The sequence below is a fragment of the Variovorax sp. 10N420 genome (assembly GCF_056394705.1).
This window is the reverse complement of sequence record NZ_JBFTIJ010000006.1, coordinates 433,655-456,073: the sequence shown is the minus strand read 5'-3', so window position 1 is coordinate 456,073 and position 22,419 is coordinate 433,655. Positions and strand designations below refer to the sequence as shown.

The 22,419-nt window shown below is 65.4% G+C and carries 21 protein-coding genes; 12 read left to right on the top strand and 9 right to left on the bottom strand.

The genetic code is table 11. From position 1 onward, the window contains the following. Nucleotides 1-7: 7 nt before the first annotated feature. On the bottom strand, nucleotides 8-1,561 hold the full coding sequence (locus AC1DEK_RS18545) for a sugar ABC transporter ATP-binding protein (RefSeq protein WP_478126730.1): 1,554 nt from the start codon (nucleotides 1,559-1,561) through the stop codon (nucleotides 8-10). Then, a complete protein-coding gene (locus AC1DEK_RS18540; protein ID WP_478126729.1) occupies nucleotides 1,554-2,798 on the bottom strand; it encodes an ROK family protein in 1,245 nt (414 codons plus the stop codon). The genes AC1DEK_RS18545 and AC1DEK_RS18540 overlap by 8 nt, the downstream gene beginning before the upstream one ends. Nucleotides 2,799-3,177: 379 nt before the next feature. On the opposite strand from AC1DEK_RS18540, the gene AC1DEK_RS18535 reads away from it, so the two are divergent. Next, nucleotides 3,178-4,587, top strand: coding sequence for an MFS transporter (locus AC1DEK_RS18535; protein ID WP_478126728.1), 1,410 nt, complete (start codon nucleotides 3,178-3,180; stop codon nucleotides 4,585-4,587). Between the two features lie 85 nt (nucleotides 4,588-4,672). Here AC1DEK_RS18535 and AC1DEK_RS18530 read toward each other — a convergent pair whose 3' ends face one another. The 3 genes from AC1DEK_RS18530 to AC1DEK_RS18520 all read right to left on the bottom strand — a co-directional run bounded on the left by AC1DEK_RS18530 (nucleotide 4,673) and on the right by AC1DEK_RS18520 (nucleotide 6,108). Next, nucleotides 4,673-4,966: a type II toxin-antitoxin system RelE/ParE family toxin gene (locus tag AC1DEK_RS18530; protein ID WP_478126727.1), complete on the bottom strand. Its 294-nt coding sequence runs from the start codon at nucleotides 4,964-4,966 to the stop codon at nucleotides 4,673-4,675. 7 nt (nucleotides 4,967-4,973) lie between these two features. Then, entirely contained in the window at nucleotides 4,974-5,258 is a 285-nt protein-coding gene (locus AC1DEK_RS18525; RefSeq protein ID WP_478126726.1) for a CopG family transcriptional regulator, read from the bottom strand. A 61-nt stretch (nucleotides 5,259-5,319) separates the two neighbouring features. Further along, nucleotides 5,320-6,108, bottom strand: a complete 789-nt coding sequence (locus tag AC1DEK_RS18520; RefSeq protein WP_478126725.1) for an IclR family transcriptional regulator domain-containing protein — start codon at nucleotides 6,106-6,108, stop codon at nucleotides 5,320-5,322. 180 nt (nucleotides 6,109-6,288) lie between these two features. Between AC1DEK_RS18520 and AC1DEK_RS18515 the strand changes: the two genes are divergently transcribed. The 10 genes from AC1DEK_RS18515 to AC1DEK_RS18470 all read left to right on the top strand — a co-directional run bounded on the left by AC1DEK_RS18515 (nucleotide 6,289) and on the right by AC1DEK_RS18470 (nucleotide 16,340). Further along, nucleotides 6,289-7,212 (top strand): shikimate dehydrogenase family protein, encoded by a 924-nt coding sequence (locus tag AC1DEK_RS18515; RefSeq protein WP_478126724.1) that lies wholly within the window; start codon nucleotides 6,289-6,291, stop codon nucleotides 7,210-7,212. A gap of 24 nt (nucleotides 7,213-7,236) precedes the next feature. Then, nucleotides 7,237-8,112 carry a sugar phosphate isomerase/epimerase family protein gene (locus AC1DEK_RS18510; RefSeq protein ID WP_478126723.1) on the top strand — a complete coding sequence of 292 codons (876 nt, stop codon included), beginning with the start codon at nucleotides 7,237-7,239 and terminating at the stop codon, nucleotides 8,110-8,112. 33 nt (nucleotides 8,113-8,145) lie between these two features. After that, complete coding sequence (locus AC1DEK_RS18505) at nucleotides 8,146-8,979, top strand: shikimate dehydrogenase family protein (protein ID WP_478126722.1); 834 nt, start codon at nucleotides 8,146-8,148, stop codon at nucleotides 8,977-8,979. A 29-nt stretch (nucleotides 8,980-9,008) separates the two neighbouring features. Further along, nucleotides 9,009-10,220: a 3-carboxy-cis,cis-muconate cycloisomerase gene (pcaB, locus tag AC1DEK_RS18500; protein ID WP_478126721.1), complete on the top strand. Its 1,212-nt coding sequence runs from the start codon at nucleotides 9,009-9,011 to the stop codon at nucleotides 10,218-10,220. Then, on the top strand, nucleotides 10,217-10,639 hold the full coding sequence (locus AC1DEK_RS18495) for a carboxymuconolactone decarboxylase family protein (RefSeq protein WP_478126720.1): 423 nt from the start codon (nucleotides 10,217-10,219) through the stop codon (nucleotides 10,637-10,639). The genes pcaB and AC1DEK_RS18495 overlap by 4 nt, the downstream gene beginning before the upstream one ends. After that, nucleotides 10,636-11,850, top strand: a complete 1,215-nt coding sequence (locus AC1DEK_RS18490) for a Bcr/CflA family efflux MFS transporter (protein ID WP_478126719.1) — start codon at nucleotides 10,636-10,638, stop codon at nucleotides 11,848-11,850. Before AC1DEK_RS18495 ends, AC1DEK_RS18490 begins: the two co-directional genes overlap by 4 nt. After that, the gene (locus tag AC1DEK_RS18485; protein WP_478126718.1) at nucleotides 11,847-12,611 is read left to right on the top strand and encodes an alpha/beta fold hydrolase; all 765 of its coding nucleotides are present in this window, start codon (nucleotides 11,847-11,849) and stop codon (nucleotides 12,609-12,611) included. The genes AC1DEK_RS18490 and AC1DEK_RS18485 overlap by 4 nt, the downstream gene beginning before the upstream one ends. Before the next feature lie 181 nt (nucleotides 12,612-12,792). After that, nucleotides 12,793-13,467 carry a DsbA family oxidoreductase gene (locus AC1DEK_RS18480; protein ID WP_478126762.1) on the top strand — a complete coding sequence of 225 codons (675 nt, stop codon included), beginning with the start codon at nucleotides 12,793-12,795 and terminating at the stop codon, nucleotides 13,465-13,467. 91 nt (nucleotides 13,468-13,558) lie between these two features. Beyond that, the gene (locus AC1DEK_RS18475) at nucleotides 13,559-15,118 is read left to right on the top strand and encodes a DUF1800 domain-containing protein (RefSeq protein WP_478126717.1); all 1,560 of its coding nucleotides are present in this window, start codon (nucleotides 13,559-13,561) and stop codon (nucleotides 15,116-15,118) included. A 10-nt stretch (nucleotides 15,119-15,128) separates the two neighbouring features. Beyond that, the gene (locus AC1DEK_RS18470) at nucleotides 15,129-16,340 is read left to right on the top strand and encodes a DUF1501 domain-containing protein (RefSeq protein ID WP_478126716.1); all 1,212 of its coding nucleotides are present in this window, start codon (nucleotides 15,129-15,131) and stop codon (nucleotides 16,338-16,340) included. Nucleotides 16,341-16,356: 16 nt separating this feature from the next. Here AC1DEK_RS18470 and AC1DEK_RS18465 read toward each other — a convergent pair whose 3' ends face one another. Next, on the bottom strand, nucleotides 16,357-16,842 hold the full coding sequence (locus AC1DEK_RS18465; RefSeq protein WP_478126715.1) for a RidA family protein: 486 nt from the start codon (nucleotides 16,840-16,842) through the stop codon (nucleotides 16,357-16,359). A 48-nt stretch (nucleotides 16,843-16,890) separates the two neighbouring features. After that, nucleotides 16,891-19,080: an acid phosphatase gene (acpA, locus tag AC1DEK_RS18460; protein WP_478126761.1), complete on the bottom strand. Its 2,190-nt coding sequence runs from the start codon at nucleotides 19,078-19,080 to the stop codon at nucleotides 16,891-16,893. A gap of 215 nt (nucleotides 19,081-19,295) precedes the next feature. On the opposite strand from acpA, the gene AC1DEK_RS18455 reads away from it, so the two are divergent. Continuing rightward, nucleotides 19,296-20,612: a cytochrome-c peroxidase gene (locus AC1DEK_RS18455; protein ID WP_478126714.1), complete on the top strand. Its 1,317-nt coding sequence runs from the start codon at nucleotides 19,296-19,298 to the stop codon at nucleotides 20,610-20,612. 9 nt (nucleotides 20,613-20,621) lie between these two features. Here AC1DEK_RS18455 and AC1DEK_RS18450 read toward each other — a convergent pair whose 3' ends face one another. After that, nucleotides 20,622-21,056: a GNAT family acetyltransferase gene (locus AC1DEK_RS18450; protein ID WP_478126713.1), complete on the bottom strand. Its 435-nt coding sequence runs from the start codon at nucleotides 21,054-21,056 to the stop codon at nucleotides 20,622-20,624. Next, the gene (locus AC1DEK_RS18445) at nucleotides 21,053-22,399 is read right to left on the bottom strand and encodes an NAD(P)/FAD-dependent oxidoreductase (protein ID WP_478126712.1); all 1,347 of its coding nucleotides are present in this window, start codon (nucleotides 22,397-22,399) and stop codon (nucleotides 21,053-21,055) included. Before AC1DEK_RS18445 ends, AC1DEK_RS18450 begins: the two co-directional genes overlap by 4 nt. Nucleotides 22,400-22,419: the final 20 nt, after the last annotated feature.

The following is a 22,419-nucleotide window of genomic DNA, read 5'->3' as shown; positions in this document are numbered from 1 at the left end:
GGCTGTTTCAGTGCAGAGTCGGCGTATGGGATGGAACCGCGCCAGTGGCGAGGGCGACGATGTTTTCCTGCGTGATGGCCTGGCCGCTGCCGCCGCCGACTTCACCGACCAGGTGTCCCTCGCGCATCACGATCACGCGGTCGCAGATGCCCACCACCTCGGCCAGCTCGCTCGAGATGACGAGCACCGCGACGCCACGCCGCGCGAGTTCGTCGATGAGGCGGTAGATCTCGCTCTTGGCACCGATGTCGACGCCGCGGGTCGGCTCGTCGAGGATGAGCACGCGCGGTGCCAGTTCGAGCAAGCGCGCCAGCAGCACCTTCTGCTGGTTGCCGCCGGAGAGCGATCCGACGTTGACGCGCGCCGAAGGCACACGGATGGACAACTGCGCGATCGCATCGCGCGCCCGCTGCGCCGCCCGCTTTCCGTCCATCACCCCGCCGGCCTTGGCATCGAGCGGGGAGACCATCACGTTGATGTTGTCCTTCACCGAAAGATCGAGGAAGAGGCCCTGGCCCTTGCGGTCTTCCGTCAAATAGAGGATGCCGGAACGGATGGCGTCGATGGGCTTCTCGATCTTCAGCGGCCCGCCGAGGTCATCGAGCGACACCTCGCCGCCGGTGCGCGGATCGGCGCCGAAGATCAGCCGTGCAAGCTCGGTGCGGCCCGCTCCCACCAGGCCGGCGAGTCCGAGCACTTCGCCGGAGTGCAGCTCGAAGCTGCAGTCGTGAACGCGGCGTCCGTCGCGCAGGCCGCGCACCGACAGCGCCTTCGCCCCGGTGTGCATGCCGTGATGCTCCTTGCGATAGAAGCCCGACAGATCGCGCCCGACCATCATCTTCACCAGTTTGTCGCGCGAAAGCTCGGCGCGCTCCAGGGTGCCGACGTAAGTGCCGTCACGCAGCACCGTGACCTCGTCGGCAAGTTCGTCGATCTCGTCCATGCGGTGGCTGATGTAGAGGATCGCCATGCCTTCGTTGCGCAAGCGCTTGATGAGCGCGAAGAGCCGATCGGTTTCGTGCGTGGACAGCGGTGTCGTCGGCTCGTCCATCACCAGAATGCGGCAATCGAAGTGCACCGCGCGGGCGATTTCGACGAGTTGGCGCTGCGCGATCGACAGCATCGCCACGCGTGTAAGAGGCCCGAAGTCGGCGCCGAGGCGCTGCAGAGTGGCCTCGCAGGCGGCCGTCATTCCGGCGCGGTCCACCAAGCCGCCGCGTCGCAAGGGCCGGCCCATGTAGATGTTCTCGGCGACCGTGAGATTCGGCGCAAGGCTCAGTTCCTGATAGATAACGGACACGCCGAGGTTCTTGGCGGCGAGCGGACCGTCGATGTGAACCACCCGTCCATCGATCAGGATTTCCGCGCCCGGGTCCGGCATGTACGCACCCGAGAGCACCTTCATCAGCGTCGACTTGCCGGCGCCGTTCTCGCCCATGAGCGCATGCACATGGCCTGCTCGGGCGCGCAGGCGAACGTCCTGAAGCGCTTTCACGCCGGGAAATGTCTTCGATATCTTGCGCAGTTCGAGCAGCGCGGTGGCTGCATTGGGATCAGGCATGTGTTGTCTCCGTATGGGCGCGGTGCGGGCGACCGCGCAAGACGTCGGCGCGGGGCGAAAAGTTGAAGAACATTGGCAGGCTGGCTGCGCCGATGGCGCCGGCATCAGCGCGGAAGCTGCCGCGCAGCAGCCGCGGCGTCTGCCGGGCCTCCGGCGCGATCAGACGCAGGCCGGCATCGATGCGCGCGATCAATTGACCGATCAAGCCGCTGTCGATGTCGCAGTCGATCACCACTGCGGGCAGGTCGAGCACGGCGAGCGATGCCCGCAGCGAAGGCACCAGTGCGTCCACGCAGTCGTCGAGCCATTCGCCAACATGTGCGTTGCCTTCCTTGACACGGGCTTCGAGGTCCGCATGACCCCGCACCGCGATTCCGTGGTAGCGCAAGTGACGGGCGAGCGAATTCAACGACGCGCGGGAAAGAAGGATGTCCCAGCGCCGGTCCAGCATGGGCGCCGAGGGCAGGGTGCTCGGCGGCACCGGCATCAAGCCAAGGTCCGCCGCGTTGCCGCTGCTGCCGCGCAAGCTCTCCCCGCCGATCACCGCGCCCGCGCCGAGTGCCGCGCCGACGAAGACGTAGAGGAAATCGTCTTCCTCGCGCCCGACGCCAAAGAACATCTCGGCAATCGCAGCCGCGTTGCCGTCGTTTTCCTTGAATACCGGCTGTCCGACTGCCTCCGCAAGCAACTGGCCGAAGTCCACTTCGTCCCAGATGCGGAAGTCGGCCTTCAGGTCGAGTTCGCGCAACCAACTGCCAAGGTTGTAAGGCTGCGCGAGGCCCACGCCCATCAGCCGTCGACGTTGCGGACCTTCCAGCGCGGTCAGCACGCGGGCGACGTCCTTGCGGACCAGCGACAGGGCATGTTCCGGCTGGGGCAGGAGCACGTCATGCGCCTCTCGCGCCAGAATCTTGCCGCCGAGATCGATCAGCACCGTTTCGATACTCGTGCGATCGAGGCGCACGCCGATTCCGTAGGCACCCTCGGGATTGATGCGGTAGAGCCCGGCAGGTTGACCCCGCTGGCCTTCCTGCCGCCGACCGGCCGGCTCGATCAGGCGTGACTCCTCCAGCGTCTGGACGATGCTGCCCACCGCTGTGTTGGTCAGCTGCGCCCAGCGCGCCAGATCGGCCTTCGACGCTTCACCTGCGCGGCGCAGACGCTGCAACAGCGTGCGCTCGTTGTAGAGGCGCAGGTTCGCCGAATTGGTGCCCCTGCCGGGACCGGCTGATTTCACCGACTGTCTCCTGTTGATTAATTAATTCAAGTTGAATAAATGGTAGGAGCGCCGGCTCGCCCGGCCTTGAGGGTTTTCCCGGGAAAGTGCAAGAAAGTATTTGTTCCGTCGCGCGGCCGCCCGACGGGACGTGCGGACAGGAATTTCAGGGAATCTGAGTATGGAAGGCGCGTTCATCGGGCCGCGCGCACGCGTGAACGGTTCGGTGTAAACCCGCGTAGCGATCGATCATCGATCAAAGCAGATCGTTAATCGCATAGTTGGCGGAGTTTTCGCTGTGAGGAAAGTGCGGCGGCCCCTACATTGGCGGCGTGCTTTCCCTCATTGCGCGATAGCCGAACGTTTCCAGACTCACACGACCCATCCATCGGAGAGACAAATGAGCAACCCCAAGGACCACGAGCCGCAAGGCCGACACCAGTCGAAGAAGGCCGCAGCCAGCGGCTGGATCGGCTCGGCGCTCGAGTACTACGACTTCTTCATCTATGCGACAGCAGCGTCGCTGATCTTCCCGCAGATATTCTTCCCGTCGGGCAACCCGCGGATCGCGATCATCGCGTCGCTGGCGACCTACGGTGTCGGCTATGTCGCCCGGCCCATCGGCGCCTTCGTGCTCGGCCATTGGGGCGACACGCGAGGACGAAAGCATGTGCTGCTCGTCTGCATGTTCCTCATGGGCTTTTCGACCATCGCCGTCGGGCTCTTGCCGACGTACCACCAAGTCGGCTTGCTGGCGCCAGCGCTTCTCGTAGTGCTGCGCCTGATCCAGGGCTTTGCGGTCGCGGGTGAAATCTCGGGCGCCAGCTCGATGATCCTGGAGCACGCGCCTTTCGGGCGCCGCGGCTTCTTTGCGAGCTTCAGCCTGCAGGGCGTGCAAGCAGGGCAGATCCTTGCAGCGGCCGTGTTCCTGCCGCTGGCACACTACATGCCTGAAGACGCATTCCTTTCGTGGGGATGGCGAATCCCGTTCCTGTTGAGCTTCGTCGTGATCATCGCGGGCTACATCATTCGCCGCGAAGTCGACGAAACCCCCGCCTTCGCAGAAGAAGCGCGCCAGGGCGAATTGCAGAAGGCGCCCATCGTCGAGGCTTTCACGAACAGTTGGCGCGACATGGTGCGCGTCATTTGCGCGGCGCTGATGAACGTCATCCCCGTGGTCGCCACCGTGTTCGGCGCTGCTTATGCGGTGCAGCCGGCGTACGGCATCGGGTTCCAGAAAGACATCTACCTGTGGATTCCGGTGCTCGGCAATATCCTTGCGGTAGCCGTCATTCCGTTCGTCGGCAATCTTTCGGACAAGGTCGGCCGCAAGCCCCCGATCGTCATCGGTGCTCTTGGTGCGGGGTTGCTGTCATTCGGCTATCTGTACGCAATCAGCATCCACAACGTGCCGCTGGCCATAGTGATGTCGCTGCTCATGTGGGGCATCGTGTACCAGGGCTACAACGCCGTCTTCCCGAGCTTCTACCCGGAACTGTTCCCGACGCGTTCGCGCTGCTCGGCGATGGCGATCTCGCAGAACATCGGCACCACTATCACCGCATTGCTGCCGGCGCTGTTCGTCGCTGTGGCGCCCCCCGGTGCCGCGAACATTCCGCTGACCATCGGCGCGCTCACTTTCGGCATCACGGTCATCTCGGCGATCGCCGTGCTGAGTGCCCGGGAGACCTACCGCATTCACCTGAACGACCTGGGCAATCCGAACGCAGTGCCGGTGCCCAAGCAGGACTACGAGAGGATGCGTGCGCAGACCCTGGCGGATGCGCGGCTGACGAAGGCCGCTGCCTGACCTGCCCAACCCGCTTGGCCTGACTCGCCAGCCAGTTCACGGACACCTCGTCGCGAAGGCGCTCAGCCTTTGCGACGTGTCCGCTTCAGCGCTTGTATTCCGCTTCACGCTGGTGGCGAAAAGCCAGCACAAAGACCGCGTCGATGTCGGCAACGTAGCGGTAGAGCGCGATATACGCGCGCGATCCTCGGCCGATGAGCAGTTCCCGTTTGGCGCCTTTGACCGACCTTCCGATCAAGGGACTGTGGGCGAGGATATCGATGGCCTGCATGATCTCGCCCAATCGTTGCGGGATGTCCGCAACCTCGAAGCGCGCCAGGTGTTCGATAAATCGGTTGAAATCGTCGAGAACCTCGGGAGCAAGTTCGATTCGCGTCATCCGGGGGTCAGCGCCCCAGCTTTCGTGCCGCTGGCTTCGCAGGCTTTTCGCCTCGGGCCTGGGCAGCGAGATAGTCTTTTGCCTGGTCCCATCTGACGGTCCTTCCAGTCGCCAGCACTTTGGACCAGCGCTCGTCGGCAATGCGGTGGATTTCGTCCTCTGCTTCCAGACGTTCAACGGTCTGCGCGATCGCGTCGACGATGAATGCGTGAGCAGTCTTGCCCGCCCTGTCCGCTGCGGCAGCGACCCGGTCCTTGAGCTTGTCGTCGATGCGAATGGTGGTGGTCGGCATTTGAGTCTCGCGGTTTGCCGCACTGTAGCACTGCTGTGCTACAGGCCAAGAAACGTGCGCGTCAGATCAAGCCTCGCATCGCCTGCGCGGTTTCGCGCAACACAGGCAGGACGCGGGCGACCGCGTCCTCGCTGCTTTCGTGGCCCATGGGCATGGTCACGTTGAGCGCGCCGACCAGGTCGCCGTGCCGGTCGCGCAGCGGCACAGCAATGCCCCGTGAATTCAGATCCAACTGCTGCTCCGACAAAGCCCAACCCTGGGCGCGGATGCGAGCCAGTTCGAGCTTCATCCGTTCCTTGCTCGAAATCGTGTGCGACGTAAAGACTGCCAACTGACGCGCCTCGAGCCAGGCGCTGCGTTCCTCATCGGTTCGCATCGCCAGCATCAGCATCCCGGCGGCCGTGACCTGCGCCGGCACGCGCGCGCCGAGCACGTAGCCCGTGCTCATGCTGCGATTCGGCCCGTTGCGCGCGATGTAGACCACCTCGTCGCCATCCATCACGCTGAGGTAGGCGATCTCGTGTGTGCCGGCTGCAACGCGCTGCAGAAAGGGCTGCACGATGCGCGGCAACCGCGCCGATTCGAGATACGACTGCCCGAGCCGCAGCACGCGCGGCGTCAGCCAGAAGAGCTTGCCGTCGCCCGCCACATAGCCCATGTGCTGCAACGTGAGAAGGTATCGGCGGGCGGCGGTGCGTGTCATGCCGGTCCGCTGGCCGGCTTCGCTCGCGGTCATGCGCGGGTGCGCGTCGTCGAAGGCTTCGATGATCGAGACGCCGCGCTCGAGCCCCGCGATCCAGTCGCGCTTGTCCAGGCCGGCAGGGACGATGGATGTTTCTTCGGCAGTCATGTGGTTTGCGCTTGGGAGAAACCCTGAAATCGTTCGATGATCGATCAGTGTAGTTCGGTGATCGAAATTACACGCGTTCCATTCGGACGAATCTCACAGACGCACGACTACATTAGCAGCGCTTCCGTGGCATTTCGAGCGATAGTCGAACATTCCAAAGCTGAAGCGAGGCACGATTCCATGTTCCCTTCCATCGTCGGCAGCACGTCTCTCTACCTTCTTCCCGGTGATCCGGTGACGAACGTCCGCCTTCCGCGCATGTTCAACGCCGCCTTCGAGCATTGCGGCATCGATGCCGTGATGGCGCCTGTGCAAGTTGCAAGGCGCGATCTGGCGGTCTTCGTGAAGGCGGCTTTCCTCGCCAGGAACGTGCGGGGAATGGCAATCGCGCCGCCGCACAAGCCGCTGTTGGTCGACCTGCTCGACGGCTGCGGGCTCTTCGGCCGCGTGGCGGGCTCGGTCAACGTGGTGCGTCGCATCGACAACGGCGAACTCGAAGGCGACTTGTTCGACGGCGAGGGGCTCCTGGGGGCGCTCGACCGCTACAACATCCCGTTTCGCGGCAAGCGCGTGCTGATTCTCGGCGCGGGCGTGAGCGCCGCAGCCATCGGTGTCGCGCTGGCCGAAGGCGGCACTGTCAATGGCGCGGAGCACATTGCCTTCTATGACGTCGCAGCCGGCAAGGCGGCCGGTGTAGCGGCCAAGATCGACTCGTTCTTCGATGCGACGAGCGTTGCGGTCGAAAGCAGCGATCCGGCCGGCTACGACCTCGTGATCAACGCCACTTCGCTCGGCCTGAAGCCCGAGGACCCGCTGCCTGTCGACGTGGCACGCATGGAGTCTCATGCCGCGCTGTTCGACATCCTCTTGCGCAACCAGCCGACGCCGCTGGTGCGTGCCGCGCGCGAGCGCGGCCTCAATGCCCAAGCCGGCTTCGAGATGCTGGTCCAGCAGATGCCGCACTACCTCGACTTCTTCGGCCACAAGGAAGCGGCGAACACGGTTCGCCACAACGCGGATTTCCTTCGCGAACTGATCTATCCCGCCGCAATGGCGAACGAAATCCATCAACCGCTGCGATATCACTCGGCCAGCGTTGCCTAGCAACTTCCACAGAGAAAACAACCCATGGCCATCGCCCTTGACCGCTTCGGCTTCAACACTGTCACGATGGGCGGAGAACTCGGCCACAAGCTCGACTGCATGAAGGCAGCCGGCTTCGCGGGCGTCGAGTTGTGGGCGCGCGACCTGATCAACCATCCGGCCGGTGTCGAGAAGGCGGCGCAACTCGTCAAGGAAAGCGGACTCAAGGTCACTGATTTCCAGCCGCTGCGCGACTTCGAATGCGCGCCGGACGCCATGCGTCCGCACCGGCTCGAAATGGCGCGCGAGCAATTGCGGCAGATGGCGCTGGTCGATACCGATCTGCTGCTGTGCTGTTCGACCACCTCGCCGCTCGCCATCGACGACCCCGACCGTGCCGCCGAGGATCTGCGCACGCTCGCCACATTGGCAACGCCGCTCGGTATCCGCATCTGCTATGAGGCGCTTTCGTGGGGGCGGCACACCAATCGCTGGCATCAGGCGTGGGACATCGTGCGTCGCTGCGACCGCGAGAACGTCGGCCTCAACCTCGACTTCTTTCACATGTCCGTGCACGGCGACGACACGGCCGAAACGCTCGCTCAACTGGCCGACGTGCCGGTCGAAAAGATCTTCCTGGTGCAGCTTGCAGACTATTTTTTCGAGTACAGCGACCGCCAGGCCGACATGATCGAGCTGGCGCGCCACCAGCGGTTGTTTCCCGGAGAGGGCCTGCACGACGTGCGCGACCTCGTGCAATTGCTCGAAGACAAGGGCTACCGCGGCCACTACACCTTCGAAGTGTTCAACGACGACTACGTCAATTCCGACCCGATGGTGATCGGCGAGCGTGCCATGAAGAGCGCGCGCTGGATCAGCGAATCGCATGTCGCCGGTGGAAGCGCGGCGCGGTCGACGTGACCGTCTTTTCTGATTGACCCAAAGGATTCCCCCATGATCTCCGGCAAGACCACGCTCATCGCCCACCTCGGTTATCCGACCGAGAGCTTCAAGGCTCCGATGATCTACAACCCCTGGTTCGACAAGCAGGGCATCGATGCGGTGGTGATGCCGATGGGCGTCAAGCCCGAGGTGTATCCGAGCGTGTTCGAGGCGCTCTTCCACCTGACCAACATCCGCGGCGCGCTGGTGACCATGCCGCACAAGATCACGACCATGTCGCTGGTCGACGAGGTGACGCCCACGGCCAAAATCGCGGGCGCCTGCAACGCCGTGTTGAAGCGGCCTGACGGCACGCTGCTGGGCGACCAGTTCGACGGCGCCGGCTTCGTGCGCGGCGTACAGCGAAAGGGCCGTTCGCTCGAAGGCGCGCGCGTGCTGGTGTCCGGCAGCGGCGGCGTGGGCTCGGCCATTGCCGCGTCGCTGGCTGCAGCGGGCGTCGCCGAAATGGCGCTCTTCGACGCCAGCGAGGCCTCGGCCGAAGGGCTTGCCCAACGTCTGCGCGCGCACTACCCGGCCATGAAGGTCAGCACCGGCTCCAACGACCCGGCGGGCTTCGATCTGGTCGTCAACGCCACGCCGCTGGGCATGAAGGAGGGTGACCCGCTCCCCTTCGACGTCAGCCGCATCGCGCCATCGACCTTTGTCGGCGAAGTCGTGATGAAGAGCGAATACACGCCCCTGCTGCGTGCCGCGCGAGAAAAAGGCTGCGCAGTGCAAGTCGGCACCGACATGCTGTTCGAGATGATCCCGGCCTACCTCGAATTCTTCGGCTACGGCACAGCCACGCCCGAAGACCTGCGCGCGGTTGCTACGCTCGCCTACTGATCGACCACAGACCCATCACAACATTCGCCATGAGCATCTTCGAGGGCTTCCTCTCCACATCCGAAACGTTGGCGGCCTTCAGCGACCGCAATTTCGTCGACGCGATGCTTCGCTTCGAAGCGGCACTCGCGCGCGCGCAGGCGCAGATCGGGCTCATTCCCGAATCGGCCGCGCATTCCATCATCGGCAGCTGCAAGGTCGAACTGTTCGACGTCGCCAAGATCGTGCGCGAAAGCGGCCGGGCGGGCAGCGTCGCGATTCCGCTGGTCAAGAGCCTGAAAGAGGCGGTGGGCCTCTTCAACGCCGACGCGCTGCCTTACGTGCATTTCGGCAGCACCAGCCAGGACGTGATCGACACCGCGATGGCGCTGGTCACGCGCGAGGCGACGACGCTGATCGAGACTGACCTCACGCGCGCCGCGCACGCATTGTTGCGCCAGGCCGAACAGCACGCGACCACGCCCATCCTCGCGCGGACGCTGATGCAGCCGGCCTCGGTGACGAGCTTCGGCTTCAAGTGCGTCGGCTGGGCGGCGCCGCTCGTGCGCAGCCGCACGCGCATCGCCAAGGCTTCGCGCAACGCACTGCACGTGCAGCTCGGTGGCGCCGTGGGCACGTTGGCGCAAATGAAGGGCGAGGGCCCGCAGGTGCGCCGGCTCATGGCCGAGGAACTGGGGCTCGGCGATCCGGGCGCGACATGGCATACGCAGCGCGACGAATGGATCGCGCTCGGGTGCGAACTCGGCCTCATGGTCGGCAGCCTCGGCAAGATCGCCAAGGACATCGCGCTGATGGGCCAGTACGAGGTCGCCGAAGTGGCGGAGCCCAGCGAGCCCGGCCGCGGCGGCTCGTCGGCGATGCCGCACAAGCGCAATCCCGTGGCGTCGATGGTTGCCATTGCCGCTGCGCAGCGCGCGCCGCAGCGGGTGGCGGCGCTGCTGCAGGCCATGCCCCAGGAACATGAGCGCGCGCTTGGCGCCTGGCAGGCCGAATTGGCCGAATGGCCTCAGTTGCTGATGTCGGCGCATGGCAGCGTGCGTGCGCTGGCCGGGGCACTGCCTGGCCTGCAGGTGGACGAAGCGCGGATGCGTTCCAATATCGACCGGCTGCGCGCCGAACTGCCGCGCGATGCCGCAGACCAATGGTTCGATCCGGCGCTGGCCGGGCCGGCCGGCGAGACGGCACTGGCACAGGTGTTGGTGTTGCAGGCTGAACTCAACTCTTCCCAATCTTCAAGATGACCACTCCTTCCACTCCGGCCGGCGACTATGAATCCGGCCTCGTCAATCGTCGCCGCGTGCTCGGCGACGCCTGGGTCGACAAGTCGCTCGCGAATCGCAATGAATTCAACAGCGAGTTCCAGGCGCTGATCACGCGCCACGCCTGGAATGACATCTGGGGACGTCCGGCGCTCGGAGACAAGACCCGCAGATTCATGGTTCTGTCGATGATGCTCGGCATCCACGCCTACGAGGAGTTCGCGATGCACGTGCGCGCGGCACTCGACGGGCCACCCGAGTCGCGCTTGACGCCCGATGACATCAAGGAAGTCATCATGATGGCCGCGATCTACTGCGGCGTTCCCGTTGCCAACCATGCGTTCGGCATTGCAACGGGGATCCTGCGCGAAAAAGGTCTGCTCGCAGACGCCTCGAAGTGAACGGAGCCGCCGCGCGCAGCGGCATCTCGTTCGCGCTGTTGTTGCCCTTGCTGCTGGCGGCCCAGCCGGTGGCCACGGACAGCTACTTGCCGGCCTTGCCGGCGATTGCACAGGACCTGGGCTCGGCCAGTTCGAGCCTGACGGTCTTCGTGCTCGCCTTCGGGTTGGGTCAGTTGCCCTGTGGCCCGCTCTCCGACCACTTCGGTCGCCGGCCCGTGCTGCTGACCGGCCTAGCGCTCTACGCGTTGGCGGCGCTCGGTTGCGTGCTGTCGCCAGATATTCCGATGCTGGTCACCTGTCGTGCGGTACAGGGCTTTTCGATGGCGGCCATCCTCGTGTGCTCGCGCGCGGCGGTGCGTGACCTGTATCCGGCGCACGAGGGCCCGCATGTGATGGCGCGCGGGCTGACCGGTCTCGGTGTGGTCGCACTCGCAGCGCCGGTTCTGGGCGCGTATGCCGTGCAGGGGCTGGGCTGGCGCTGGGTGCTGGGCGGCATGGCCGTTTATGCCCTGATCCTGTTCGCGATGTGTTTTCACGGCTTCAGTGAAACGAGGGTGAAGGCAGCGGGCCCAAACGCGGCAAAGGGCAGTGTGCGCGAGGTCTTTGCCAGCCAGAGCTTTCGCGCGTGGGCATCGCTCGCTGCCGCCACCTACGGTGGGCTGTTCTGCTTCCTGCTGCTGTCGCCGATGGTCTACATCAGCTATCTCGGGCTTTCGCCCGCGTTGTACGGATGGATTCCGGCGGGCGGATCGCTCGTCTACATCTTCAGCACCACGCTGTGCCGCCGTTTGCTGACGCGCAGGGGAGCGGTGCGCACGGTGCAGCTCGGATCGCTGCTCAGCCTCGCCGGCCCCCTGGTGCAAGCGCTGGGTTGCTGGCTGCTGCCGTTGTCGGCTTGGCCGCTCCTGCTCGGCCATGCGATCTATTGCATCGGGCACGGCATTCACCAACCTTGCGGACAGGCCGGCGCCGTCGGCGACTTGCCGCATCTGGCTGGTCGCGCCGTCTCGTGGTCGGGTTTTGCGATGATGGCGGTTGCGTTCATCGTGGGCCAGATCGCCGCAAGCTTCGTCAATCCGCAATTCAGCCATGGCGCCTGGCCCATGGTGGTGCCGATGGCGCTCGCGGGCGTCGTGCTGGTGCTGATCGCCCATGCCTGGCTGCCGCGCTTGCCCTTGCCCACCCATCCACATCGAAAGGAAACACCATGACCCGCTTGAATATCGTCCGCGAGGGCAGCGGCCCCATCGTCGTGCTGAGCCACGCTCTGGGTTGCGACCTGCGCATGTGGGACGGCGTGGCCGCGCAGCTCGCCCGCGCGCACACGGTCGTGCGATACGACCATCGCAACCACGGCGGCTCCGAAGTGGTTGCCGGTTCGCTGACGATCGAGGACCTCGCTGAAGATGCGGCCGAACTGATTGCGCGGGAAGCGTCGGGCGAGCCCGTGCACTTCGTCGGGCTGTCCATGGGCGGCATGACGGCGCAGGCGCTGGCTCCCAGGCATCCGAGGCTGCTCAAGAGCGTGGTCATTGCCAACTCGGCCGCGCACTATCCCGACTCCGCTCCCTGGCGCGCGCGCGTCGAGATGGTGGAAGCGCAGGGCATCGAGGCGATCGCTCCCGGCGCGGTGGCGCGCTGGCTCACGCCTGAGTTCGTATCGACGCCAGAGGGCGCGGAAGCCGGCCGCGCCCTGAATCAGACGCTGTTGGGCTGCGATGCCAAGGGCTACATCGCGAGCTGCAACGCCGTGGCCGCCATCGACTTTCGCGAAAGCAACCGGCGCATTGCCGTGCCGACGCTGGTGATCGCCGGAACGCGCGACGAGGCCACGCCGCCCGCGCTGTCCGAAGACATGGTTGCAGCCATTCCGGGGGCGCGTCTTGCCACGATCGATGCGGCCCACCTGAGCGCCGTGGAGCGGCCGGTCGAGTTCACGCAACTGCTGATGGATTTCTGGCGCAGCCTTTGATTTCCACCCGCGCCCGAGGCACGCCGGGCGATTGACTCCCGCGATAGGTCGAGCAACTCGCTGCGCGGGCTGGTCGCGCAATTCGAGCGTGAACTCGCAGCGCCCGCGACGGCGCAACTTCAGCAGCGAGATTCCGCACCCGAAGGTTGAAAAGCCGCGCGGGCGGCGCCATCATTGGGGGATGCCTACCCGACTCCACATCGATTTCGTGTCCGACATCTCGTGCCCCTGGTGCGCCGTCGGGCTTGGCGCGCTCGAAGCCGCTCTCAAGAACGTTGCCCCCGAAGTGACCGCCGAACTGCACTTCCAGCCTTTCGAGCTGAACCCGCAGATGCCGCCCGAAGGGCAGGACGCCTTTGAGCACATCCACGAGAAGTACGGCTCCACCCGCGAGCAGCAGGCGCAGTCACGCGAAGCGATCCGGGCGCGGGGGGCGGCCGTCGGCTTCGAATTCCGGCCCGAGGGGCGCGCCCGGGTCTACAACACCTTCGATGCGCACCGGCTGCTCCATTGGGCCGAGCTGGAAGATGTGGCGAAGCAGGTCGCCTTGAAGAAGGCGCTGCTGAAGGCCTGCCACACCGATGGCGAGAACCCTTCGGACCCGGAATTGCTCGTGCGCCTCGCGGGCGAAGCCGGCCTCGATCGGGAGCGTGCCCGCGCCATCCTGCAAAGCGACGAGTTCGCCGCCCAAACCCGCGAACGCGAGCGGCTCTACACCGACGCCGGCATTCATTCGGTGCCCGCCGTCATCATCAACAACAGGCACCTGATCTCCGGCGGCCAGCCGGTGGAAGTGTTCGAGCGCGCCCTGCGGCAGATCGCCGGTGCGGCGCCGCCCAGTGTTGCGATGGCCTGAACGCGGCGGCGTCGTGTAAAGAACGTCAACCGGTGGCGTCGCCAGCCGGTTGAGTGAGGCAGCCCCGCGCCGAACGGGGAATGGAGTCCCGATGATGGATGGCCGATCCGCCGCTTCAGGTTTAGCGCTTGCGTGCGCGATGGCGCTGGGCTCTTGTGCGATGCCTTCTGCTCGCGGACCATTGCCGAAGGTGGTCGCCGCCGACGAAGCGACCCAGCTGCGCTGGCTCGATCGCGTGACCTGGGGCGCCGACGCCGCCACCGAAAAGCAGCTCGCGCATGAAGGCCTCCCCGCATGGCTGCGAGACCAGTTGCACCCCGCCGCCGCGGCGCTGCCGCCCCAGGCGCAGGCGCGGATCGATGCGATGACGATTTCCCGGGTGCCCCTGGATGAAATGGTCGCTTCGCTTGCCGCCCAGCGGCGCGCACTCGACACGCTGCCCGGCGAGGACCAGAAGAAAGAAGCGCAGCGGACCTACCAGCAGGATCTGACACGCCTTGCCCGCGAGGCCCAGGAGCGCTTTCTGCTGCGCGCGCTCTATTCGCCCAACCAGCTCCAGGAACAGATGACTTGGTTCTGGATGAACCATTTCAACGTGAACGCCCGCAAGAACAACCTTCGAGCGCTCGTGGGCGACTACGAGGAAACGGCGATCCGTCCCCATGCGCTCGGCAGGTTTCGCGACCTGCTGGGCGCGACGGCGCATCACCACGCGATGCTCGGCTACCTCGACAACGCGCAGAACGCCGCCAACCGAATCAATGAAAACTACGCGCGTGAGCTGATGGAGCTGCACACCCTGGGCGTCGGCGGCGGCTATTCGCAGACCGACGTGCAGGAGCTGGCGCGTGTGCTGACGGGCGTCGGCGTCCGCAGGCGCACGCCGGACGCGCCCGCGCCGAACATCCGCCCCGAGCTTCGCGGCGACTACGTCCAGCAAGGGCTTTTCGAGTTCAATCCCAACCGTCACGACTATGGCCCGAAAGTGCTGCTGGGCCAGCCGATGACCCAGCGCGCGCTTGCCGAAGTCGACGAGGCACTCGATCGACTGGCGCGGGCGCCCGCGACGGCGCGCTTCATCTCGCGCAAGCTGGCGATCTACTTCGTTGCCGACGATCCACCGCAAGCCTTGGTCGACCGCATGGCTGGCACCTTCCAGCGCACGGACGGAGATATTGCCGCCACGCTGCAGACGATGTTCGAGTCGCCCGAATTCACCGCATCTCTCGGCCAGAAGTTTCGCGATCCGGTGCACTACGTGATCGCGAGCGTGCGCCTGGCCGACGACGGACGGGTCGTGACCAACGTGAACCCGATGATCGGCTGGCTCAACCGGATGGGCGAGCCGCTGTACGCCCGCGAGACGCCGGACGGCTATTCGCTGACGCAGGACGCCTGGGCGAGCGCGGGGCAGATGACCACCCGCTTCGAGATCGCCCGTGCCATCGGTGCGATCGGCGCCGTGCTGTTCCGCGGCGATGACGGTGCAGCAGGCGAAAAGCCGAAGCCGCCCCGTCTGGCAGATTCGCCGACCGTGAAAGCGGCTTTGCCGTCGATGAGTGTTGACACGCGCGAAGCACTGGCGCAGGCGAAGTCTCCGCAGGAATGGAACACTTTCCTGCTCGCATCACCCGAGCTGATGCACCGTTGAAGGAGCCGACATGCAGCGACGCGATCTCCTCCAACTGCTCGCAGCGACATCGGCCTGCGCCTCGGCAGGCCGGCTGATGGCGGCGCCCGCGGCCGGCGGCGCGAAGCTGCTGATCGTCTTTTTGCGTGGCGCGTATGACTGCGCCAACGTGCTGGTGCCGGTGTCGAGCGATTTCTACTATGCGTCGCGCCCGAACATCGCCATTGCGCGGCCGGGCCAACCGAACGGCGCGGTTTCGGTCGACGCCGACTGGGGCCTGCATCCGGCGCTCTCCACCAGCGTGATTCCGCTGTTCCAGAAGAAGCAGGCCGCCTTCGTTGCTTTTGCCGGCACGGACGATCTCACGCGAAGCCATTTCGAAACGCAGGACTCGATCGAACTCGGACAGGCGCTGGACCGGCGCCGCGACTACCGCTCAGGCTTCCTGAATCGTCTGGCGGGTGTGCTGGGGGCAGGCCCGGTGACCGAGGTCGCGCCGATCGCCTTCACCAACCAGTTGCCGATCGCGCTACGCGGCGACGCCAAGGCGGCCAACATGGCGCTCGCCGGCGTCGGGCGCCAGGGCATCGACGAGAGCCAGAGCAAGGTGATCCAGGCCATGTACCGGAACACGGCGCTGGCGCAGCCCGTGGCGGAAGGGTTTCAGGTGCGCGACGAAGTGCAGCGCGCGGTACAGGCAGAAATGCAGGCGGCGAGCCGCGATGCAATGAGCGCCAGGGGCTTTGAACTCGTCGCGCGGCGCATGGCGCGGCTCATGCGCGAGCGCTTTGACGTGGGCTTCGTCGACGTGGGTGGTTGGGACACGCACGTGGGGCAGGGCGGTGCAACGGGCTATCTGGCGAATCGTCTTGACGAGCTCGGGCGCGGGCTGGCCGGCTTCGCAACGGAGATGGGTGACGACGCGTGGCGTGACTCGGTCGTCGTGGTCATCAGCGAATTCGGCCGTACCTTCCGCGAGAACGGCAACCGTGGCACCGATCACGGCCATGGCACGGTCTACTGGGTCATGGGCGGCGGACTTTCGGCGCAAGCAGGCGGTCGCGTGCTCGGCGAACAGGTGGCGGTGACGCAGGATCGTCTCTTCCAGAACCGCGACTATCCCGTGCTCAACGAATACCGGGCAGTGTTCGGCGGCTTGTTCCGCAGGATGTACGGGCTCTCACCGGCGCAACTCGGGCGGGTCTTCGACGCGGTGCCGCCGAAGGACTTGGCACTCGTCTAGCGTCGACAGCCAGTCGCTAGTCCCGAAGCTCGACCTCACCCTCGACTTCGACCGGAATATCGAAAGGCAGCTCCGCCACCCCGATCGCACTGCGCGCATGAGCGCCGGCTTCCGGTCCGTAGAGCTGGATGATGAGGTCTGAGAACCCGTTGATCACAGCGGGCGTCCTGTTGAAGCCAGGCGCCACGTTGACCATGCCGAACACGCGCACCCACGCCGAGATGCGGTCCAGGTCGCCGAGCGCCCGCTGCAGGCTGCCAAGGACGGCCAGCGCCGTGAGTCGCGCCGCCTCGTAGCCCTGCTCGAGGGTGAGTTCTCGCCCGACCTTGCCCCGTGGCTCCGCCACGCTCCCCACGGGCGTTTGAGGCCCGTGCCCGGAGATCAGCACGCGGCGGCCCACGATGCGAACCCAAGGAAAAGGCAAGGCCACGCCCGGTGGCAGCGAGAGCGGCGGTGGCAATGACAGGCCGAGCGATTGGAGCTTCTGTTCGATGCGCGACATGGCCGCAGATGCTACGCCGCTCGGCGTCTCTTGGGATGGACCTGCCGACTACTTGTTGCTGAAGTTCAGTGCGGCCGTCAGGTCGCCCATCGGCTTGCCGCCGTTCTTCAGCAGCGCCGCGTCCCGTTCGACCAGCCCCGGCAGCGGCGGCAGCGACCAGCGGTGCGTGATGAAGCGCAGCGTCGACGCTGTGTCGTACTGCGTCTTGTCGACGAAGCCCTTCTTGGCATAGGGCGAGATGATCAACGCCGGGACGCGCGTGCCGGGACCCCAGCGGTCGCCCTTCGGCACGGTGGCGTGGTCATAGAAGCCGCCGTTTTCGTCGTATGTGACGACGACCAGCATGTTCTTCCATTGCGGGCTGGCCTGCAGCTTGGCGATCACGTCGGCGATGTGCGCGTCACCATCCGTGATGTTGGCGTAGCCATTGTGCTGGTTGAGATTGCCCTGCGGCTTGTAGAAGGCCACGGCAGGCAGCTTGCCGGCGGCGGCATCCTTCAGGAAGTCGGCGTCGAAATCCTTCAGGTGAGCCGCGCGCACGTCGGGGTGCGCGACCGGATCGAACTCGGCGTAGTAGTTGAAGGGCTGGTGGTGAAACTGGAAGTTCGGCGTCACCGCTGCCGCAGGCGCCGCCGGATCGGTGGAAGGGAACTTGCGGTCACCTTCGGCGGTGGCCGTGGTGCTGTTCCATGCGCCGCCGTACCAGGCCCAGCTCAGGCCCTTCTTGTCGAGCAGATCGCCGATGGTGGCCTGCGTCTGCGGCGGCAGCGTGTTGGCCTTGCTTGCATCGGCGTAGAGCTTGGTCGTGTCGCCCGCCGCGGGTGCGTTGCCGCTCGGCTGATAGGGCGGCTGCATGGTGTTGACGGCATAGAACATCCCGCTCGCATCCTTCGGCGTGAGCGTGTTGTCGTTCTTGTAGACGGGCGCGCCGCTGAGCACCGATGCCGGCGAAGTGGCTGCGGGCGTCAGCCGGACGAAGTTGCCGTTGGCATCGACGTCGATGGCCGAGATCGCGCCCTTGGCTGGCGACGTATCGGCATCGGCGTTGGGGTAGGTCGGCGCACAGGCGCAGACCAGGTACTGGTGGTTCAGGAACGAGCCGCCGAACGCCCCCATGAAGAAGTTGTCGGCCAGCGTGTATTGCTGAGCGATCTTCCACAACTGCATCTTGCTGCCGTCGAAGTAGCCCATGCTCAGGCCGCCCGCATCGGAATAGGCGGCGAACTTGTCGTTCTTGCCGCCGTTGATCTGCATCTGGTTGTTGTAGAACCGGTGGACCAGATCGCGCGTGATGGTCGATTGGCCGACCATGATCCCGGTGTTGAAGAAGCCGGCCGAATCGTCGATGCGGAACATCTTGTTCGGCATGCCGACGGTCTGCGCCTGCGTGATGGTGACCGCTTGGCCGGCGATCGTCACGCCGCTCCAGACTGGCGGCAGCGCGGGCAGGGCAGCGCCGTCGAAGTCCTTCTGGGGTTCCGGATTGCTCGGGGTAGAAGTCGGATTGACGCCCGGAATGCCGTTCGCGCCGGGATAGAGGCCGTAGAGATTGTCGAAGCCGCGGTTCTCGGCGTAGATGACGACCACGTTCTGGATCTTGTCGAGCGCGAGGCGGTTGCGCAGTGCCTGGACCACGTCGCCGCCCGAGCCTGCTTCGGCAACGGCTTCGGCGATGCGTTCGATGGCTTGGTCGATCTCGGCCTGCAGCAGGCCCTTGACACCCTTGTCGTCGATCTTGTTGTGGTCAGCCGTCAGTTGCGCTTCACTCACGCCCAGGCGCTTGGCGAGGGCGGTGCGCGCGGCGGCGAGGTCGCCGCCGTTGTCATCCATGATCGCGACCAATTCGGTGCTGATGGCGCTGATCACGTTGTTTGCGCCCGAAGGTGCGCGAAACACCAGGGGCTGCGTCACGGGGCTTTCTACGCCGGTCGCCGGGTCGAAGCGCTTGCTCGACGTGCCGATCTCGGCCACGACAGCGCCTTGTCCGGTCAGCTTGAAAGCGCCGTTGGCATCCGTGGTCGTGCTGGCTTCGTTGCCATCGCAGTGGCCGTTGTTGTTGGCGTCGATGCAGACCTTGGCATTGCGGTAGTAGCTGCCGGTGACCACGCCCGAAGTGGTGGCCGTGCCGCCCGTGCCGACGGGCGCGACGCCGAAGCCCGACCCTCCACTGCCGCCACCGCACGCGGCCACGACTGCGGCCGCCACGATCGAGATGGGCCATGGAGAAAGGCGAACCATCGGGTTGCGCACGATTCGCGCCAAAGTGGCACGGGAAGTTGCAGAGCTTTTCATCATGTGTGGAGTTATGAGATGTCGATGAGTCCGGCGAACACCGGCGGCCGAGATGTTCGCTCCCCTCCGTGACAAATCCGTTGCAGATGAAAGACGGATCGCTGTGGGAGCGCTGTGGGAGTCATGCGTCTGTCATGTTCGATGCCTAAGCTGCGCGCGCAATGCGGCTCTCAACTCTGTTCCTGTCGATCCGGTTCCGGCTGGGTGTTCTCACGCTGGCATGTGTCGCCCTTGCCGCCTGCGAGCGGGCTGCACCGACCGCTCCTGTTGCACATCCCGTGTCGCCGGTGCCCGCGTATGTCGGCGCAACTTACGCACCGGTGCCTGGCAAACCGCAGCCCACAGCCGCCCAACTGACGGCGCTTGGGCGCAGGATCTTCTTCGATCCGTCGCTGTCGGCATCGGGAGCGCAGTCGTGCGCCAGTTGCCACGATCCGCAACATGCGTTCGGTCCACCCAATGCGCTGTCGGTGCAATGGGGCGGCGCTGACGGCCGCACGCAAGGCCCGCGCGCTACGCCGTCGCTCCGCTACCTCGAGACGCTCACGGCGTTTTCGGAGCATCACCATGACAACGACGGCGACGACAGCATCGACGCCGGCCCGACAGGTGGGCACATGTGGGACGGCCGTGCCGGTTCGGCGCACGAACAGGCCGGGTTGCCGCTCCTGTCGCCGGCCGAGATGGGCAATGCCTCGATCGATGAGGTTTCTCGCAAGCTGCAGCGCGGGGCCTATGCAGACGAGATGCGCACTGTCTTCGGCGCCGAAGTATTCCAGGAGCCAGGGGCGGCATTCCGCGCGGCGGGCTTGGCGCTTGAAGTCTTTCAGCAGTCGCCCGCCGAGTTCTACCCCTTCACGAGCAAGTACGACGCAGCCCTGCGCGGAGAGCAAAAGCTGAGCGCCGCCGAAACGCGCGGCCTGCGGCTCTTCAAGGCCGAGGACAAAGGCAATTGCGCTTCATGCCACCTGAGCGACCGCACGGCGGACGGCGCGTTTCCACTCTTCACCGACTTCGGCATGATCGCCATCGGCGTGCCGCGCCACCGGGGCCTCGCAGCGAACGCCGACCCGGACTATCACGACCTCGGCCTGTGCGGGCCCATCCGAACCGACCTCAAGGACCATGCCGAGTATTGCGGCCTGTTCCGCACGCCGAGCCTTCGCAACGTCGCGGTGCGACAGGCGTTCTTTCATAACGGCGTCTTTCATTCGCTGGAAGACGCGGTGCGCTTCTATGCGCAGCGCGACACCACGCCGGAGCGTTGGTACGGGCGCGATGCCAACGGCAAGACGCAGCCTTTCGACGACTTGCCGCCCGAATACCGCGGCAACATCAACACCGATCCCCCCTTCGGCCAGAAGCGCGGGGGCAAGCCGGCATTGACGGAAGCGGAGATTCGCGACGTGGTCGCTTTCCTGAAGACGTTGACGGATGCCGATTTGCTGCCCGCGGGCGATCATCCGGCGAAGCCGTAGGCGTTTGGCCTAGATGTCCGTATCGTGGGTATCGCGGATGAGGCGCCGACCGAGGCTGACCGCATCGTCCTGCGTGTACCCCAATTCGCGATAAAACGCGATCACGTCCGTGTTCGACGAGCGCACCAGCAAATTGATCTTGGGGCAACCGCGTTCCATGAGCAGCCTCTCGGCTTCGCGCATGAGCCCGCGACCGACGGATTGCTTGCGGTGCAGTGGCGATACCGCCAGGTAATAGACCCAGCCGCGGTGTCCGTCGAAGCCCACCATGGCCGTGCCGACCAGCGCATCGTCGATCGTGGCTATCAAGAACAGCTCCGGCTGTTCGCTCAACTTGCGCTGGATGTCCCGATGAGGATCGTTCCAAGGACGGGTCAGGCCGCACTCGCGCCAGAGCGCAACGACAGTGCTTTCGTCCGCCGGCTCGAACGGGCGGATTCTCACGATTCACCTCTTTCCCTGACGTCCGCGACCACGCGCGCATAACGCTGGAAGCTCCAGTACGCGCTGGCCCAATCCATCAGCACGACGATCCGATTGCGAAAGCCGATCAGGAAATACACGTGTGCAAAGAGCCAGAACAGCCACGCCATGCGCCCCGAGAAGCGCAAGGGACCGAAGGGTGTGCCCAGGTCGACCACAGCCGAGTTGCGTCCGATGGTCGCGAGGTTGCCGTAGTCGCTGTAGCGGAAAGGCTCTGTGGGCTGGCCGGCAATTCGCCGAAGGACGTTCGACGCGGCGGCGCGGCCCGTCTGCTTGGCGCCGGGGGAGACGCCGGGCACGGGCGTGGGCTCCTTGCCCGGCCTGTAGCTCATCGCGGCCGCAAGATCGCCCACCACGCTGATGTCCGGATAGCCCGGCAAGCTCAGGTCAGGCAACACCTTGATGCGGCCCGCGCGGTCCGTTTCGGAACCGGTGACGCTCGCCAGCAAACGGCCCAGCGGCGATGCGGCAACCCCTGCGGCCCAGATGACGCAGTTGCACGCAATGCGATGGCTGCCGACGCCTGCGCCGCCATCGCTGAAGGGCGATTCGACCTGCAACCCTCCGGCGTCGACCGACGTGACCCTTGCGTTGAGGCGCACCTGCACGCCGAGCTTTTGGAGTTGTTCGAGTGCACGTTGACTCAGCGACTCCGGCATGGCCTGCAGCACGCGCGGACCACCTTCGATCAACAGAATTTCCGCGCTGCCCGGATCGAAGTGCCGGAATTCGCCCGACAACGTGTGGCGGGCGATCTCGGCAAGCGTGCCCGCCATCTCGACGCCGGTCGGCCCCGCGCCAATCACCGCGAAAGTCAAGAGCGCGCGGCGGCGTTCGGGGTCGCTTTCGACTTCGGCCGCCTCGAAGCTCAGCAGGATCCTGCGACGGATCTCGAAGGCATCGGCAAGCGTCTTGAGACCGGGCGCCATCTTTTCCCACTCATCGTGGCCGAAATAGCTGTGCGTCGCGCCTGCCGCAACAATGAGGTGATCCCATGCAATGCGCGTGCCGTCCGCCAACTGGACTTCGTGCGCTGCCGGATCGATGTGCATGACTTCTCCGAGCAATGTCGTGACGTTCGACTGTTCCCTGAAGAGCAGTCGCACAGGCGCCGCAATGGCCGGCGCGGCCAGTCCCGCCGTCGCGACCTGGTAGAGCAAGGGTTGGAAGAGGTGATGGTTGGTCTTGTCGATCACCGTGATGTCCACTTCGGCCTTTTGCAGCTTGCGTGCAGCCTCCAAGCCACCGAAGCCACAGCCGACGATCACGACATGAGGGCGGCCGGTGTTTGTAGTGGTGCTCATGCGCCGGATGATACGCAGCG